This window comes from Arcobacter arenosus (assembly GCF_005771535.1).
Taxonomy (GTDB): domain Bacteria; phylum Campylobacterota; class Campylobacteria; order Campylobacterales; family Arcobacteraceae; genus Halarcobacter; species Halarcobacter arenosus.
In genome coordinates this window covers 295,150-313,253 of record NZ_VANU01000005.1, presented here as the reverse complement: position 1 = coordinate 313,253, position 18,104 = coordinate 295,150, and the positions used below count along the sequence as shown (strand labels likewise).

General features: G+C 26.1%; 12 protein-coding genes. 9 read left to right on the top strand and 3 right to left on the bottom strand.

Going from position 1 to position 18,104, the window contains the following annotated elements:
- Positions 1-28 precede the first annotated feature (28 nt).
- Together FDK22_RS12660 and FDK22_RS12655 are read left to right on the top strand one after the other, a co-directional pair.
- Positions 29-412, top strand: coding sequence for a hypothetical protein (locus FDK22_RS12660; RefSeq protein ID WP_138153342.1), 384 nt, complete (start codon positions 29-31; stop codon positions 410-412).
- Between the two features lie 93 nt (positions 413-505).
- A complete protein-coding gene (locus tag FDK22_RS12655) occupies positions 506-790 on the top strand; it encodes a YciI family protein (protein WP_138153341.1) in 285 nt (94 codons plus the stop codon).
- Between the two features lie 106 nt (positions 791-896).
- On the opposite strand, the gene FDK22_RS12650 is transcribed toward FDK22_RS12655, so the two are convergent.
- Both FDK22_RS12650 and FDK22_RS12645 read right to left on the bottom strand, forming a co-directional pair.
- Complete coding sequence (locus FDK22_RS12650; RefSeq protein ID WP_138153340.1) at positions 897-3,305, bottom strand: methyl-accepting chemotaxis protein; 2,409 nt, start codon at positions 3,303-3,305, stop codon at positions 897-899.
- A gap of 255 nt (positions 3,306-3,560) precedes the next feature.
- The gene (locus FDK22_RS12645; RefSeq protein ID WP_138153339.1) at positions 3,561-6,164 is read right to left on the bottom strand and encodes an ABC transporter substrate-binding protein; all 2,604 of its coding nucleotides are present in this window, start codon (positions 6,162-6,164) and stop codon (positions 3,561-3,563) included.
- Between the two features lie 148 nt (positions 6,165-6,312).
- Here FDK22_RS12645 and FDK22_RS12640 point away from each other — a divergent pair, with 148 nt between their 5' ends.
- Complete coding sequence (locus FDK22_RS12640; protein ID WP_138153338.1) at positions 6,313-7,770, top strand: sensor domain-containing diguanylate cyclase; 1,458 nt, start codon at positions 6,313-6,315, stop codon at positions 7,768-7,770.
- A gap of 26 nt (positions 7,771-7,796) precedes the next feature.
- Here FDK22_RS12640 and FDK22_RS12635 read toward each other — a convergent pair whose 3' ends face one another.
- Positions 7,797-8,501: a GW dipeptide domain-containing protein gene (locus tag FDK22_RS12635; protein WP_138153337.1), complete on the bottom strand. Its 705-nt coding sequence runs from the start codon at positions 8,499-8,501 to the stop codon at positions 7,797-7,799.
- Between the two features lie 391 nt (positions 8,502-8,892).
- Here FDK22_RS12635 and nrfH point away from each other — a divergent pair, with 391 nt between their 5' ends.
- The 6 genes from nrfH to FDK22_RS12605 all read left to right on the top strand — a co-directional run bounded on the left by nrfH (position 8,893) and on the right by FDK22_RS12605 (position 18,087).
- Positions 8,893-9,429 carry a cytochrome c nitrite reductase small subunit gene (nrfH, locus tag FDK22_RS12630; protein ID WP_138153336.1) on the top strand — a complete coding sequence of 179 codons (537 nt, stop codon included), beginning with the start codon at positions 8,893-8,895 and terminating at the stop codon, positions 9,427-9,429.
- A gap of 14 nt (positions 9,430-9,443) precedes the next feature.
- Positions 9,444-10,934, top strand: coding sequence for an ammonia-forming cytochrome c nitrite reductase (gene nrfA, locus FDK22_RS12625; protein ID WP_138153335.1), 1,491 nt, complete (start codon positions 9,444-9,446; stop codon positions 10,932-10,934).
- Between the two features lie 149 nt (positions 10,935-11,083).
- Positions 11,084-14,224, top strand: coding sequence for a cytochrome c biogenesis protein (locus FDK22_RS12620; RefSeq protein WP_138153334.1), 3,141 nt, complete (start codon positions 11,084-11,086; stop codon positions 14,222-14,224).
- Positions 14,225-14,280: 56 nt separating this feature from the next.
- Positions 14,281-14,853 carry a paraquat-inducible protein A gene (locus FDK22_RS12615; RefSeq protein WP_171012991.1) on the top strand — a complete coding sequence of 191 codons (573 nt, stop codon included), beginning with the start codon at positions 14,281-14,283 and terminating at the stop codon, positions 14,851-14,853.
- The gene (locus FDK22_RS12610) at positions 14,853-15,434 is read left to right on the top strand and encodes a paraquat-inducible protein A (RefSeq protein WP_138153333.1); all 582 of its coding nucleotides are present in this window, start codon (positions 14,853-14,855) and stop codon (positions 15,432-15,434) included. The genes FDK22_RS12615 and FDK22_RS12610 overlap by 1 nt, the downstream gene beginning before the upstream one ends.
- The gene (locus FDK22_RS12605; RefSeq protein WP_138153332.1) at positions 15,427-18,087 is read left to right on the top strand and encodes an MlaD family protein; all 2,661 of its coding nucleotides are present in this window, start codon (positions 15,427-15,429) and stop codon (positions 18,085-18,087) included. The genes FDK22_RS12610 and FDK22_RS12605 overlap by 8 nt, the downstream gene beginning before the upstream one ends.
- The last annotated feature ends 17 nt before the right edge of the window (positions 18,088-18,104 follow it).

The following is an 18,104-nucleotide window of genomic DNA, read 5'->3' as shown; positions in this document are numbered from 1 at the left end:
ACATTAGGGGCAACCCTAATGTTAAACTATGGATTTTTTATCTTTATTTTTAATCTTTATAGCCTTAGAGCTTTTTGAGTCTAATTGGCAAAAATCTGATACTCTACATGGAGTTTTATATAACAATTATTCTATTTATCAAAAAGGAATAATCTATTTTTTCTTATTAAATCCGAGTTTTATCTATTCTATTTTTTTAGTTATTTTTTTACAAAATAATGGCTTTTTGATGTTAAGTATAGTTGGCTTGAAATTTTTAGATATAGCTTTTAAATTAAATCTTTTAACTAAAATGGCTCAAGGTGTTGATTTACAAGAAATTATGCCAAATATACAAATGAATTTTATTTTTAGATATATGAATGCTTTAATATATCCTCTTACCTTTCTTTTTGCAGTTAGTTATTTCTAAGTTTATATATTTTCTTTAAAAAAATCTTATCTATCCTTTTATTTTTAACTTAGTATGTTATACTTTCTTCAATAAATTATATAGGAGTTGCCAATGCAATATTTAGTAATCGCGTATGACAATGATGGTGCTTTAGAAAAAAGACTTGAAGTTAGAGATGCTCACGTAGAAGGAGCAAAAAAACTTATGGCTGAAGGTAAGATTATAGATGCTGGAGCTCTTATAGAAGAAGATAAAATGGTTGGTTCTACACTTTTTGTTGATTTCGAAAGTGATGATGAAATTAATGAGTGGTTAGAAAATGAACCATATGTAACTAATGGTGTATGGAATATGGAAGAATTCCAAATCGTACCAGTAAAATTACTTCCTAGATAATACACCCTTTCATCATATAATTTTTATTAAAGTACATAGAATATTTATATGTTGTGTATTTGAATTAAGATAATCTAACTGATATCAAGGGGTAATCCCCTTGATATTAGAATTGAGTTGTCTGAAGTTTTCTTAGGTGTTGAATTGTATCTCCAACAGCTACAGAAAGTTCTTTTAATAATTTTGCTTGCTCAACTGATTTGTATTCAGCTTTTGTACATCTAAAACCAATATCATGAACTTTATTGTGTGATGCTTTAAAATCTTCCCAATAATCTGTATCAATAATTTTGTTTTCCTCTTCTTCCATCTCCCCAATAAAGATATGAAGATTACATTTTTGAATTTTATCTTCATCAAATTCTTCTCTACCACATACCATTTTATTAACTTTTTGTGTGTAGCTTAAGTGCTCTGAGATTAAATTATTAATTTTAAATGTTAAATCTACATTTGTTTTTATATTTAATGCTTCTTTTTTGAATGTTGTTTTCTCTGCAACTCTAATAAACTCATCACTAATCATTAGACATTCAGCAGATTTACTTTTTACTTGACTTGCTACTTGAGCATTTTGTTGAGTTTTTTTATCAAGTGAATTTACAGCATTATTAATTTGATTCATTGCTTCACCTTGTTCTGCTGTTGAATGAGCAACATCATTAATCATTGCAATTGTATCTTCTATTTCTGTTGAAAGCTCACCGTACCCTTCAATCATTTGGTCGGCATTAGCCTTACCTAAGCTTGTTTCTGCAGTTGCTTTTTCTACTAATTCTTTAATATCTTTTGCAGCATCAGCACTTCTATTAGCAAGATTTCTTACTTCTTGAGCAACAACAGCAAATCCTTTACCAGATTCTCCTGCTGTTGCAGCTTCTACAGCTGCATTTAGTGAAAGAATATTTGTCTGAAATGCGATATTGTCAATCACTTGAATCACTTCACTTATTGAAGTAACTTTTTCATTAATTTCTTGCATAGATGCTACTGTATTAGTTGCAAGCTCTTTACCTTTTATACTTACACTTTTTAAAATCTCACCTTTATTTTTCATTTCTAAACTTGAATTTGAGTTAGCTTTAATAGCTTCAGTTACTTCTTCAATAGCTGCTGCTGTTTCTTCTAATTCTGTTGCTTGTTGATTTGCTAATGAAGATAAATATTCAGCATTATTCACTAGTTCTTGATTACTATTTTTTATCTCTTCACCATTGGTTTTATTAGTTGCAAGAATCTCAGAAGTATTAAACCCAACTGTATTTAGTTGTCTTAGGATTATCCCTATAATTCCATAGGTTTTAGTAGCCATTTCATTAGGTGCATCAAAATTACCTTTTGTAAATTCAGATAAAATATCTACAACTCCAGAAAACTTTTCTACTGAGTCATTTAGATATTGATTTATAGCAACTCTTAATTTCTCAAGCTCTTTATTATTAGCAGTTTTTTGAACTTCATAACAGATGATTCCCTCTTTTGAATAATTTATAATCTCGTTTACTTCTGCAATAACTTCTTCATCTTTTATTTTACCTTCTTTGATAAGTTTAACATTTTCATTTATCATATGATTCATCTGTGCAAACTCATCTTCTCCAGATACTTTTAGACTTATACAGTCTTCTTTCTTTTGTTGTAGATATTCAAAAAATTCAATAAGTCCTTTTTGCAGTTCAGATAGATTTGTAGTAATGATTCTTGACAATATAAATAATAAAAGGCACGAGATAAATAAACTTATTACAAATTGTATTAAAACAATTTTTGTGTTTTGTAAAAATTTATTCGTTAAATGATTTGAAAACTCGACAATTTTTTCTTCTGTGTTTACCCTAACTTTTTTTTGTAAATTAGCGGCATCTTGAATATGATTTTTAACTTTATCGATTTCTTTATTAAGCTCTTCACTAAAAAGTTTTACAAATGCAAGAGTTTCTGTTGTAGCTTCGATACATTTTGTATTAAATTCAACAAGTTGGTTTATTGTTATAGGTTGCATATCCTCCCATGCTTCATTATCTTTGTATGTATTAAAAACACTAAGTGACTCTTTTTTTAGTTTTTCGTTATTAAAAAAGGCGTTTTCTATAAATTGTTGATAATTATCATTTTCTTTATAGTAGTTTTTCTCTTTTTCCTCTTTTAAAATTGTTTCAATTTTTTTTGTTAATTTAATATATTGTTCTTGCTTGAAAAAATTTTCTCCAAGGGCTGCTTCTCTTGAAACAATTATTCTCCAATCTTGAAATGCTGTATTAACCTCTCTTACTTTTCTCATCATTACAAGAGTCTTAGTCTCGAACTCTTGAATCTCTACTAAGGCTTCATTTAAAGCTTTATCACCTTCTAAAATTTTCTTCTTATTTGAAATTGAATTTACTTCAATCTCTTTTAGGCCATCATAAACTTCATCACCTGCGTAATAGGTGTAAACTAAAACCCCTGAAAAAACTATACCAATAATACAACAAATAAGTAGCATCTTGTTTTTTAGCTTCAAATTCTTAAGCATTGTAACTCCTGATAATTTTAAACTATATTTAAAATTTAATATTTTTTTAAATATTAACAGAGAATTGATTATAAGTTTATTATAAATGAACAATTATTCATAAAATTTATAATATTTTTTAAAAATTTTTTTAAGGATGAAATGAAATGTATAGTCTTTAGAGACCATTTTATGGTGTCTATTATTTAAAAGTATTATTTTAGTAATAAGAAATAGTTATAGTACGACCTCTTATTTAAATAGTTTTTTTTATTATTAATTATTTAAATAAGGAATCTCTATGAAAAATTTTGCACCATTGTTTGTATTTTTAACATATATTGAACCCTTTAAACTTTCTGTAACAATTTTATAACTCATATGAAGTCCTAATCCTGTACCTTGTGATTTATGTTTTGTCGTAAAATATGGTTCAAAAATTCTATCAATTATTTTTGGATCTATTCCTCCCGCGTTATCTTCAATAGTAACAATAATTTTGTCACTTTCTTTTTTAACTAATAGCTCTATCCAAGGTGAAGTTACTTTTTCAATCAATAAAACATCTTTTGCATTATTTAAAATATTTATTAATACTTCAGAAAACTCCCCTTTAACAAGTTTTATTTTTATTGGTTCAATTTCATCTATGTTTGTTTTTAATGTTATAAAATTATTCTTGAAAGTAGAATCTAAAATTCTTAAGGATTCTTTTATACTATCTTGAAAAATAACTTCACAATACTCTTTTGTAGTATTTAGATAGTTTCTAAAAGTATCTATTGTTTTTGACAAATGTCTTGTGTGTTCATGAATATTATATAATGATTTAATTAGTCTTTTGTCATTTAATAAACCAGATTCTTTTTCTAATATAAGACCTGTTGCGCAAGTAGATATCACAGATAAAGGTTGTCTCCATTGATGTGCAATATTTCCTATCATTTCACCTATTGCAACATTTTTAGATTGTACTAATATTAATTCATGTTGTTCTATTAATTTCTTTTGAGATTTTTTTAACTCTTCTAAAATTTTTTTTGTTTTATTTTTTTCCTGATGTAGTTTTCTATTCCACCATAAGAATATTGCTAATATAAAAATTGAAACTAATATAATATTCCAAATAATAGTATAGTTAACTTTTTCTATAGTTCTTAAAGATAACCATTTCTGTCGGATATTATTGTGTTCGAGTTGAGATATTTTTGAATAACCTTTACTTAATAAAGAACTTAATTCTGGCCATTCTTTAGGCGAAGCAAAACTATATTTTACATTTCCATACCCTGAGGGTGCTACAATTTTAACATTTTCTAGTTTATGCATAGAACTTAAATGACTTGTTAATAAACCATTTCCTACATATGCATCTACTTTATTTTCATTTAACATTTTTAAAGCTTCTAATGTATCTTCTGCATTTATTATTTTAATATCAGGATAATCTTTTTTAATCCAATTATTGGTTAAGTATCTTTTTTCCAATACAATAGTTTTATTTTTTAAATCTTTTAATGAAGAGATAAATGGATTATTACTGTTTGTTACAATCATTAGTGGGTATGACAAATAGGGTATCCCAAATGATAATTTCACGTTTCTTTCAGAACTTTTAACACTATATAAAACAGAGTCATATTTTTTTCTAGTAGTATTTATATGATTATAAGATTCAAAAATAGGGTCATCGTTAATTACAAATTCAACATTTAGTCCTACGTTTTTTGCACTTTCCTTAACATAATCCACTGCTACACCTTGAGCAATTCCATTTTCTTGAAAGGAAAAAGGTGGGTTATTTGATGGTACTTTAAATCTTATTACTGAATGATTTTTTAAAAATTCTGTTTCTTTTTGTGTAAGTTCATTATAAAGTGTATCTTTTTGTTTTGATTCTTTCTCTTTTTTAGATAAATTTGTAAATTGATTTTTTGGGTTTTTATAGTTTTCAAAAATAAAATTTTTTATATCAAAATCTTTTTTTGTTAAACCAAACTCTTTATAGATACTAGAAATATATTGAATTCTCCCTTCATCAATTGAACCTAACGGCACAGTATCATCAGATATTAATTTGTCTATTACATTAGCTTCATATCTTAGATGTTTAACAGATTTTGTTTTATTATATTTCTTATGAATTAATTTTACAATCTCTTCTTTATTTTCTAAGGCATACCTCCAACCTTTTAATGTTGCCTCTTTAAACTTTTTTACTCTATTTGGATGATTAATCATTTCATTTTCATTTGTAAAAAGCATATCTCCATATAGATCAAAACCATAATTCCTAGGATCAATAATATTAAATTCAATATTTCTTTCCCTTAAATAAAATGGTTCATTACTTAAATATCCTGCAGAAGCTATTACTTCATTATTTAATACTTTTGTATAATCGTTTTTTTCTCTTTTTCTTATTAGATTTGGTTTGATATTAAGCTTATTTAACATTGCTAAAATTGAAAAACCATCCGTATCATTTTCATAAAATAAAACATCTTTATTATTCAATTTATATGGTGAATTTATACCACTTCTTTTTAGGGTAAATAGAATACTTGGTGAATGTTGAAATATAGGACTCACAATAATAACAGGTTCATTTTTTGCTCTATACAATAGTAATATTGAATCTGCTACACCATACTGGGATTTATTATTTATAACTTGTTCAATATTATTAAAATTGATATCTCTTTCTTTTATCTCTACATCTAAGCCTACATCTTTATAAAAACCTTTCTCTTTAGCAGCATAATACCCTGCAAATTGAAATTGGTGAAACCATTTTAATTGAAGGCTTACTTTTTCTAATGCAAATGATTTTGTAAAGAAAAATAAAATAAAAAATAATGTTACAAATGCTTTATTCATGGAACTTACTTTCAATAAATTTAAAATTATAATCTATAATCATAACTAAAATCCAATAAATTAGCGACTTTATTTAAGTTAGTAGAATTTCATAATGATACTATTTTAGTACTATTGCTTAGTATAATTAGTCTATAAAGGTAAGGATATGAATGGTTTAAAAATTAACAAATTAAATTTTTCATTAATATTTATTTTTTTCATAATTATATTATGGATTGTATCTTATGTGATGATTGTTCCTAATTATAAAGATATTGAGACTAAAAAAAACAATGTGAATATCAATACACTTTTATCAAATATTAATAAAGAAATCTCAAATCTAAAAAAAATTATAAATGATTACAGTAAATGGGATGATACATACAATTTTATAAATGATAAAAATGGAGCATATATTTATGAAAACTTCAGAAAGGGTACATCTACATTAAATGATTTAAATATTGATATGATTTTTTATACTGATAAGTCAAATAATATTATTTTTAACAAATATACTAAAAATATAAATGTTTTAGATAAAAATGATTTAATGGAAAAGGTGATTGATTTATTAAAAGGAAGTGACAATTTCTATTCAATTGAGTCTATAGATAAAAAACTGTTTTTTATTATTAAACTTGAGATAAAAAAAAGTGATGAGGAAGGTGATTCTAACGGCTTTATATATACATTAAAAAATTTTGATGAAGCTTATATAAAAAATATATCTTATATATTTGAGCAAACAAAACTAAGTTTGGTAAAACCAGAAAAAGCTTATATTGAAACTATTGAGAATGAATATATAAAAAATATAAAAATATATTCATATTTTCAAAATAAAAAAATATACAACAATATTGGGTTTTTTTCAGAAAATAGATTTTTATTTAATTTAGAAACTATAAATTCTACTGAGGTTTTAGATGATGGTTTAACTGTAACTTATTATTATAATTTTATTATCACTATTTTATTGTTTTTATTTGTATTAACATCTTACAAAAAACAAAAAAGTTTGCTAGGATACAATGAGCAACTTGAACTTGAAGTTCAAAAAAGGACTCAAAATCTTAATAATAGTATTAGACTTATAGAAGAAAAAAACAAAGCCTTATATAAGTTATCAACAATTGATTCTTTAACAAATATCAAAAATAGAAGATCATTTTTCGAAAAAAGCAAAGAACTTTTATCTAAAGCAAATAAGGAAAATAAAAACTTTTTTGTATTGTTAATTGATATTGACCATTTTAAAAAAATAAATGATAATTATGGGCATTTAACAGGGGATAGTGTTTTACAAGAGTTTTGTTTAACAATTTTATCAATAATTGATAAAGAAGAAGTTTTTGGAAGAATAGGTGGGGAAGAGTTTTGTTTATCTATTTTTGATAAAGATGAAGAGTATATTTTTAATTTAGCTGAAAAAATTAGAAAAAAATGTGCTGAAAATGTTATGAAAATAAATCAACTTGAGATTAAATTTACAATCTCTATTGGGATTGGTTCAAATGAAAATAAAGAGGAATATATTGATGAGATTCTTCAAAGTGCAGATGAGTTACTCTATACAGCAAAAAGAACGGGAAGAAATAAAGTAATAAGAAATATATAAAAAGTAATAGAAATATCTATTACTTTTTAGTTTAAAACTTCAAATTTACCATTTACTCCAATAACTTCATAGGCATAACCAAAACCATAATCTACATTTGTATTTATAGTTCCAACTACTTTTACCTTTTTTCCAATTGAAACTTTTTCATCTTCATTAGGTGATCTGAAAATAACAGCTTCTTTGCCATCATAAATTTTAACCCATGTATTACCCATAACTTTATTTGAAACTTGTAAAACCCTACCTTGAATCTCTACATTTTTGTTTTTAAATTTATCTTTATTGGAAAAAATCTCTGAGATATTTGTTTTTATAGGAGAACCATTAGCTATAACAATATTTTCATTAAATTTTGGATTTGGTTTCATTGTTTGTTTTTGTTTTTTCTTAATCATATCTCCATGGATAGAATGTATATTATCAACTCCTGAGATACCTTTTTTAGGAAATTCTGCGAATAAAATTTTATCAAAAGTTTTATTTAGTGTTTTACTTTTAAAGTCTTTCATCCAAACTTGCTCTTTTATAGTTATTACACTATCCACTTTTATTGGTGTTTTTGTAATAGCAGCCCAATATTGTTCACCTTTTTCTTCTACTTTTAAATAAGTATAAGCACCACTATTTATACTTTCTAAAACTTTTACCTCATGGGGTTCATTTAATGCAAATGCTAAATTTGCTGATAAAAGGATAGATAAACATCCTAAAGTTAATTTCTTATACATGATTTACCTTTATATGAATAATTATTCAAAATAATAACAATATTAAAACAAATAAAAATTGACCTAGGTTAAGAAAAAGAAGTTTTAACTCAAAATTTTATTTATAGATTAAATTGTAAAAAATTATAAAAAATCTAATTATAAATAATGCTAGAAAAATTAATATAAACTATACTTATAATTAATTATTACAAAGCTCTAAAACAAGGTATTTATATTAAAAACCAAGAGCTTAAAACAAAATTATTACAAATTAAATATTTTAAAGTAAAAAATAATTTACACCTAAAAGTACGTTTTTATAGTATAAATAATTATTCATTCTTGATTTAGGTCAAGGAAAGTTTTTTAAAAAATTCTTATACTTTCAATGCAGTTTAAAGGATTAAGAATGGAAAGAAACAAAATTGTTGTTTACGGTTCAATTTTAAGTTTTCTTATCGCTGTTGGTTTATTTGGTTATACGGTATATGCATCTAAAATGTTGTCATATCTGTCTAGTGATCCAAAGGCATGTATAAATTGTCACACGATGAATTCAGCTTACGCAACGTGGTCTAAAAGCTCACATAAAAATGTTGCAAGCTGTGTTGATTGTCACTTGCCTGTGGGTGATGTTGTTGCTAAGTATAAAGCAAAAGCAATTGACGGATGGAATCACTCGGTAGCATTTACAATGAACACTTATGAAAATAATATTGACATAAGTGAAGATGGTGCAAATAGAGTACAAGCAAACTGTATTAGATGTCATGGAGATTTAACATCTCAAATGGGAGCTAATGCAAAAAATTACCATAGTGGTGATGAGTATAGTTTAAATAGTGATCGAAAGTGTTGGGATTGTCATAAGTTTACACCTCATGGCAAAGTGCGTAGTTTAACATCAACTCCATATAGTATTGGTGTTAAAGAAAGAATGAAATAAGAAGGGGAAGGAAGATGAAGAAGTTCAAAGTGTTACTTGCTGTTTCATTATTAGCAATTGGTTGTTTAACAGCATTAATTGCATCTATTAATGAAAAGAAAGAAGAACAAAAAATAATAAACTCTGTACCACAAGTTGAGAGATGGCAAACTAAAAATGAAGAGTTTAAAAAGTTTTATCCAAGACAATATGATTCTTGGAAAAAAACAAAAGAGAGTGATGACATAGATGATATGTTAAAAGAGTATCCAGAATTAGTTGTATTATGGGCTGGATATGGATTTGCAAAAGATTATAATGCTCCAAGAGGGCACTTTTATGCAATCGAAGATAACAGAAATACATTAAGAACAGGTGCTCCTGTTGATGGAAAAACTGGTCCAATGCCTACTGCATGTTGGACATGTAAATCTCCTGATGTTCCAAGAATTATGAATGAGCAAGGTGATTTAGAGTACTTTACTGGTAAATGGGCAAAATATGGTTCTGACATTATTAATCCTATTGGTTGTGTGGATTGTCATAACCCTAAAACTATGGAACTGCAAGTTAACAGAAAATATCTAGATGATGGTCTAAAAGCTGCTGGGTTAACTCCTTTAGCTGATGCAACTCACCAAGAGATGAGAACTATGGTATGTGCACAATGTCACGTAGAATACTATTTCAAAAAAACTGATAATGGTAAAGGTGGAAAAGCTGCAGTTGTAACATTACCATGGGCTGAAGGTACTACTGTTGATGATATGGAAAGATATTATGATAATATTGATTTCAAAGATTGGACACATAAAATTTCTAAAACTCCAATGTTAAAAACTCAACACCCAGGTTATGAAATGTATTTAACAGGTGCACACGGTAAAAACAATGTTTCTTGTGCAGATTGTCATATGCCTTACAAAAGAGAAGGTGGAGTTAAATATACAGATCATAATATAGGAAATCCATTAGAAAATATGGAAAATACTTGTATGACTTGTCACAGAGTTTCTGAAAAATCTTTACTTGCAACAATTGCAGAGAAAAAGAAAAGAAAAACTGAGTTACATAAAAAATCTATGGTTCAAATCGCTGCTGCACACTTAGAAGCTGGAAAAGCTTGGGAAGTTGGAGCAACTGAAGCAGAGATGGCACCAGTATTAAAAGATATTAGACACGCACAATGGAGATGGGATTATGCAGTTGCATCACACCCAGCATTCTTCCATGCACCAGAAGAAACTTTAAGAGTTTTAGGTACTGCGTTAGAAAAAGCAGGAAATGCAAGAATCAAATTAGCTAAAATTTTAGCTAAATATGGAGCAGCAGATTATGTAGCACCATCAATTGATTCAAAAGAGAAAGCTCAAGAGATTATTGGATTACCATTCGACAAATTAGTTGAAGATAAAAAGAAATTCAAAAATGGTCTTTTAATTGAGTGGAAAAAAGAAGCAGAGAAAAAAGGTGTTTATAACCCTGAATCGACTAAAGGTGTAGAAGATAAAACTTCTTACAATTAATCCTTCCAAAACTTACTGTTTTAGAAGAGGGGATTTCATCCCTCTCTTCTACTATTTTTAATAAATAACACCTATTCATTCTCCTCCTATTGATATTTTAGGTGTTATTTATTAAGAATATTAATTTTAAATTTTATTTAGGAAATCTATTGAAAAAACTATTGAAAAATCTTTTTTCTATGGAAGTTATGACTGTATTAATGCTTTTATTCGCATTTGCTTGTGCCGTTGGAACTTTTGTGGAGAACGATTATGGTACATTAGCTGCTAGATCATTTGTATATAATCAAACATGGTTTGAATTAATTATGGTAATTCTAACTATTGGTTCTATATTAAATATCATATGGTTTAAAATGTACAAAATCAAAAAGTTTTTTATATTTTTTATTCATATCTCTTTTGCTTTTTTACTTATTGGAAGTGCCTTAACTAGATATGTAGGTTTTGAAGCAATTATGACAATTCCTGAATCAACTATTCAAAATAAAATGTTATCAAATGATGAGTATATTCAAGCAACTCTTTTTGATAAAGATAATAAACAACTTTTAAAAAAAGATGAAAAAGTTTTAATGACACAATTATCTCAAACAGATTTTGAACTTGATTTAAATGAAGATATCAATCTAAGATTTAAAAGATTTGTTCCCAATGCCGCTGAAAAAATTATCACAGTTGAAAATGGAAAACCATTAGTAAATTTGATTATTACAAGTATGGCAGGAGCAAAAAGTATTGATTTACAAAATGAAAAAATTTATGAATCAAAATTTGCAAATTTCTCTTTAAATAAAGAGATAAAAGATGAAAGTAAATCAAAAATCTATTTTATTACAAAAGATAAAAAAGTATATATTAAATCTAATATTGGTCTTTCATTTGAATATATGGATGGAACAAAAAGAGGAACTATTAAAGCAAATGAGGCATTGCCATTAAGAGATGATGTGATTTATACTGTAGCTCAAACAAGATTTGCAACTCCTGATTTTTCAGCTTCAGGAAAAGTTGAGGTAGTTAGTTTAAAAAAAGAGTTAGTGAAAAAAGAGAAGGTTTTAAATGCTGTAATTGTTGATTTAAAAATTGCTAATAAAATTGAAGAGATAGCACTTTTTGGAAAAGGTGGTTCAAATGAAGGTTACACAAAAACTTTAAAATTAGATGGAGAAAAAACATTAAAATTATCTTGGGGAGCAAAGGTTTTAGAACTTCCTTTTTCAATATATTTAGGGGATTTTAAACTTGAAAGATATCCTGGCTCTAATTCACCTTCAGCATATTCAAGTGATGTAAAAGTTTATGATACAAAAGATGATGTAACTTTTGAACAAACAATATCAATGAATAATACTCTATCTTACAAAGGGTATAAATTTTTTCAAAGTTCATACACTATGAATGAGAGTGCAACAATCCTTTCTGTAAATAAAGACCCAGGTGTGATTCCAACTTATATTGGTTATGCTTTACTATTTACTGGATTATTTTTAAGTTTATTTATGAAAAATGGAAGATTTAGAAAACTTGCAAATAAAAAATATGAACTTAAAAATATCTCTACAGCTATAGTTCTAAGTATTTTATTTTTATTTGGTTCAGATTTAAAAGCACAGGAAAATACAGCTGATTTAAAGATTATAAAAAATATAGATATTAATCATGCAAATAAATTGGGAAAAGTTTTAATTCAAGATTACCAAGGAAGAATAAAACCAATAAACTCTTTGGCTATTGAGATTATGAATAAGGTTATTAGAAAAGAGTCTTTATATGGATTAAATGCAAATCAACTTTTTATAAGTATGATAATAAATCCAAGAGAATGGCAAAAACTACCAATTATTAAAGTTAAAAATGATGAGTTAAAAAAACTATTAGGAATAAAACAAAGTGATAAGTATTTTAGTTTTGATAATGTTTATAATCAATTTGGTTCTTATAAATTTGAGGATGATTTAGAATTAATAAATCAAAAAAAGCCATCACAAAGAACAAAATTTGATAAAGAACTTATAAAAGTAGATGAGAGATTAAATATCATTTATAATCTTTTTACGGGTGCATTTTTAAAACTATTTCCTAAAATAGAAGATAAAAACAATAAATGGTTAGACCCAACATTAGCAATCTCTGTAATAAACGATGGAGTTGGTGCTTTACAAAAAAATGAAGCAGAAGTTATTGCAAGTTTAATGGATAACTATTTTATTGCTTTAAAAGATGCAAATGAAAATAATGGTAGTTGGGAAAAAGCTGATTATGCCTTACAAAAAATTCAAGATTATCAGAATAAATATGGCAAAGAAGTTATGCCTAATAGTTTTAAAATAGATGCTGAGTTGATGTTTAATAAATACAATATTTTCAATAATTTAACACCAGCTTATTTAGTTTTAGGACTTGTTTTATTGGCTTTAGTATTTTATAAAATATTTAAACCAATGGTAAAATTAGAAAAAATTTCAAAAATCTTTTTATCACTTTTTGTAGTTTTATTTTTTGTTCATACTTTTGGATTAGCTTTAAGATGGTATGTTTCAGGACACGCACCTTGGTCAAATGGATATGAATCTATGATATATATTGCGTGGGCTATTGTTTTATCAGGAATTATATTTTCAAAACAATCAGTTCTTGCTTTAGCAACAACTTCACTTTTAAGTGGTATTACTCTTTTTGTGGCACATCTTTCATGGCTTGAACCACAAATCACAACTTTAACACCAGTGTTAAAATCTTATTGGTTAACAATTCATGTAAGTGTAATAACTGCAAGTTATGGATTCTTGGCTTTATGTGCTTTATTGGGATTTTTAACTTTAGTGTTTTATATCTTTTTAGATAAAAACAAAGATGATTTAAAACAAGAATCATTAAAAGTGTCAATTAAAGAAGCACGAAGAATAAATGAAATGTCTATGATAATAGGTATTGTTTTACTTGTAATTGGGAATTTTCTTGGTGGAATTTGGGCAAATGAATCTTGGGGAAGATACTGGGGATGGGATCCAAAAGAGACTTGGACTTTAGTTTCAATTTTAATTTATGCAGTGATTTTACACCTGCAATATATCAAAGGTTTGGCTTCAAACTTTTTATTTTCTGCCTTATCTTTAGTTGCTTATGCTTCTATTGTAATGACATATTTTGGAGTTAATTATTATCTATCTGGATTACATTCATATGCAGCAGGTGACCCAATACCAATACCTACTTTTGTACCTATTACGATAATAGTGATTTTAGTATTAATTTTAGTATCATTTAGAAATAGAAAGTTAGTATAGTTTAAAAAATTAATATTGAAGAAAAAAAAGATATAATTTATAAAAAAATATAAATTATGAATGAAATTATAGAATGTAAAAACTGTGGTCTATTTATTAAAGCAAAAACAAAAAGGGCAATTTGCCCTAGATGTTCTAGTAAAATAAAACTATTTAATACCCACTCAAAAGACTCCTTGTATTATGCCATATCATCTTTACTTCTATTAATACTTCTAAATATATACCCTTTGATGAGTCTTTCTATTAATGGAAACATTTTAAAAACAACCCTTTTTAATACCTTTCAAACCCTTTTTGATGAAGGTTTTATTTTTGTTTCTATGTTGGGTTTTTTTACAGTTATAATTGCACCAATATTAAATTCTCTTGTTATAATTTTTGCATTTGTTCAAGAAAATCAAAAGTTAAAAATATTTTCCAATAAAAGTTTATACAATGGATTTCATTTTTTCAAAGCATGGGGATTTGTTGAGGTTTTTGTGATAAGTATTATAGTTACATATATAAAGTTAGCTGGTATGGTTTCTAGTACAAGATTTGATATTGGATTTTATATTATGCTTTTTTATCTATTTTTATTTTATATGTCAAACAGAAAATTTGAAGTAAAAAGTGTGTTTAAATAATGGTTTTAATATCTTGTAGAAATTGTCATAAGGTTTTTAAAAAAGAAGATTATAAACCATTTAAATGTGATAGCTGTGATCACACAGTAAGAAGAAGAGTTAAAGACTCATTACAAATCTCCCTTGCTTTAGTTATAAGTGCATTGTTACTTTTTATACCTGCGATGCTTTATCCTATGATGGAGGTTACAAGATTTGGTTTAAATGAGAGTAGTACAATTTTTGAAGGGGTAATTGCTTTTTTAAATCATGGGGATTATTTTATTGCAATTGTAATTTTAACGGCAAGTGTAATAATTCCCTTAACTAAGCTTTTAGGTTTGATGTTTATTTTTATCTCTTTATGGATTGAAACCCCTTTTAAAAATAAAACAAAGTTAAAAATGTTTCATTTTATAGAATTAATTGGAAAATGGTCTATGATTGATATTTATGTTGTTGCCTTGTTAGCTTCAACTGTACAAATAAATGAGATATTTAATATAAAAGGTGGAATTGCTGCAACATCTTTTGCTTTAGTGGTAATATTAACAATGATAGCAGCAAATAGATTTGATACAAGGATTATTTGGGATGAGTAGTGAAAAATTTGAAGATAATATAGAAACAAAAGTTTATAAACCTAAAGAAAAACAGAAAAAAACTCTTTCTTTTATTTGGGTTTTACCACTAATAATTTTAAGTATCTTAGGATGGATTGCTTATGAAAGCTATACTAAAAAAGGTACCAATATTACTGTTACTTTTAAAAGTGCAGAAGGCCTTAAAGAAGGAGTTACTCCTTTAGAATATAAAGGGCTTCAATTAGGAAAAGTAACCAAAATACATATCAATGATTTAAATAGTGTTAAAGTAAATATCCTTGTAAATAGTGATGTTGCAGATTTTATTGCAATTGAGGGCTCAAGTTTTTGGATTAAAAAACCTACTATCTCTTTAACAAAGGTTTCTGGTTTAGGGACTTTATTAAGTGGTAATAAAATTGAAGTTCTTCCTAAATATAATGATTTGAAAAAATATGAGAATGTAAAGCCTAAATATGAATTTGAGGGGCTTGATACCAAGCCTAGTTTAGAAACAAATGGAAATGGTTATTATGTTTCAATCTTATCAAATAGAGCTGATTTTGTAGAGATTGAAACGCCAATTTTTTATAATAAATTTCAAATTGGTGAAATTGTATCAAAGGTTTTTAAAGATGAACAAGTATATTTAAAAGCTTATATTTATGATAGATACAATCATCTTATAAATAGTAGTTCAAAGTTTTATATGAATAAAGCTTTAAATGTTAACTTTGGTCCTGGTGGAGTGAAACTAGAAGTCAGTTCTTTTTATTCTGCTTTAATTGGTGGGATAAATGTTTTGACATTAGAAAAAGATGCTAAAAAAATGCAAGAGGATGAGTCTTATATTTTATATGAAAATAAAGAAGAACTTGAAGAAAAAACCTTTTTAAACTTGAAGTTTGATACTGCAAATGGTATAGGAGAGAGAACTTCAATCATGTATAAAGGGATTGAAGTTGGAAAAATAAAAGAGGTTCACTTAAACAATAATAGTGTTATTGCAAAAGCTTTTGTTTATAAAGATTACGAATATTTACTTTCTGAAAACTCAAAATTTTATTTAAATAGTGTAGAGGTTGGGATTGATGGGGTAAAAAATCTAAATACAGTAGTAAGTGGAAATTTTATATCTGTAGATTATAAAAAAGGAAAAGCAAAATATTTTTTTGTAATTCAAAATAAAAAAATAAACAAAGAAGATGATGATTTAATCATAACTTTAAATAGTAAAAGGCTTAATTCAATTACAAAAGATAGTAAGATTTATTATAAAAATATTCCTATTGGGGAAGTTTTAGATTATACATTAAGTGATGATTTTAAAAAAGTAAAAATATCTGTTTTAATTAAATCAAAATATAAATCTTTGGTAAATGATAAAACTATGTTTTATGATATAAGTTCAAGATTAATTGAGCTAAAAAACTTTGATTTTAATATTAATTTTTCAGGTGTAAAACCATTTTTAAATGGGGGAATCTCCCTTATAAATATAGGGGATTATAAATCAACAACAAAAACTTTTAAACTTTATGAAACATATAAAGAGGTTGATGAGTTAAAAAAACTAAAAACTAAAGGTTTTGTTATTGATGTTTATTTTGATAATAGTTTTGAGTTAAAAGCTAAACAAACAATAAACTACAAAAATCAAGAGATTGGGTATATTAAAAATATTGATTTTGGTGAAAAAGAATCAAAAGTTAAAATGTTTGTCTATAATAAATATAAAAAATATATAGATAAAAATAGTAGGTTTTACAAAAAAAATCCAATTAAATTTGATGCTTCTTTAGGGGGTGTTGTTTTTGAACTTGATAATTTAAGTTCACTTTTAAATGGTTCTATCAATCTTGATAATAGTTCTAAACAAAAGTTCTCAGGGTATCAAATTTATGCTTCTTATGATGATATGATTAACTCTGTAAATACTTTAAATGTAACTTTTGATGATGTTGAAGGTTTAAAAACACAGTTTTCTAAACTTGTTTATAAAGGTGTTGAAGTTGGAAAGGTTACAAATATATCTTTAACAAATAAAAATAAGGTTTTGGTAAAAATCCAGATTTTTAAAGATTATGATAAATTTGCAAAAAAAGGTACAGTTTTTTATCTTAAGAAACCTAAAATTTCATTAAATGAGATTCAAAATATTGGTTCAACAATAATGCCTGTAAATATTGGGGTTATACCAAGCTTTAACAAAGCTACAAATAATAGATTTGTTGGTCTTGATTCATTAGAGGATGTTCATGCAAATGAAAGTGGAGAGATTTTAAAAGTTGTTTCAATTGAGCCAACAAAAATAAATGAAGAAGCGCCAATTTATTATAAAAATGTACAAATCGGAAAAGTTAATAAAATAAAACTTAGTTTTGATGGTTCTAAAACATATATTTATTGTTTGATTTACGATAAATATAAACACTTTGTTAGAACAAATTCTACTTTCCATGATATAAGTGGTTTTAAAATGAAATTCTCTTTATTTAGTGGTACAGAAATAAAAACAAACACTTTTACTTCTTTGATTAAAGGTGGATTAATGGTAGTTACACCTTATGATTATGATGAAGTAGCAACTACTAAAAATAGTTTTGTTTTACAAAAAGAATTAAAAGATGGCTGGGAAAACATTAACCCTAGTATAAAGATTTTTGATTAAGTTTAAGTAGAGAATTA

Coding starts and splice junctions, on each gene's coding strand:
- FDK22_RS12660 (WP_138153342.1), top strand. CDS start 29: ATGGATTTTTTATCTTTATTTTTAATCTTTATAGCCTTAGAGCTTTTT.
- FDK22_RS12655 (WP_138153341.1), top strand. CDS start 506: ATGCAATATTTAGTAATCGCGTATGACAATGATGGTGCTTTAGAAAAA.
- FDK22_RS12650 (WP_138153340.1), bottom strand. CDS start 3,305: ATGCTTAAGAATTTGAAGCTAAAAAACAAGATGCTACTTATTTGTTGT.
- FDK22_RS12645 (WP_138153339.1), bottom strand. CDS start 6,164: ATGAATAAAGCATTTGTAACATTATTTTTTATTTTATTTTTCTTTACA.
- FDK22_RS12640 (WP_138153338.1), top strand. CDS start 6,313: ATGAATGGTTTAAAAATTAACAAATTAAATTTTTCATTAATATTTATT.
- FDK22_RS12635 (WP_138153337.1), bottom strand. CDS start 8,501: ATGTATAAGAAATTAACTTTAGGATGTTTATCTATCCTTTTATCAGCA.
- nrfH (WP_138153336.1), top strand. CDS start 8,893: ATGGAAAGAAACAAAATTGTTGTTTACGGTTCAATTTTAAGTTTTCTT.
- nrfA (WP_138153335.1), top strand. CDS start 9,444: ATGAAGAAGTTCAAAGTGTTACTTGCTGTTTCATTATTAGCAATTGGT.
- FDK22_RS12615 (WP_171012991.1), top strand. CDS start 14,281: ATGAATGAAATTATAGAATGTAAAAACTGTGGTCTATTTATTAAAGCA.
- FDK22_RS12610 (WP_138153333.1), top strand. CDS start 14,853: ATGGTTTTAATATCTTGTAGAAATTGTCATAAGGTTTTTAAAAAAGAA.
- FDK22_RS12605 (WP_138153332.1), top strand. CDS start 15,427: ATGAGTAGTGAAAAATTTGAAGATAATATAGAAACAAAAGTTTATAAA.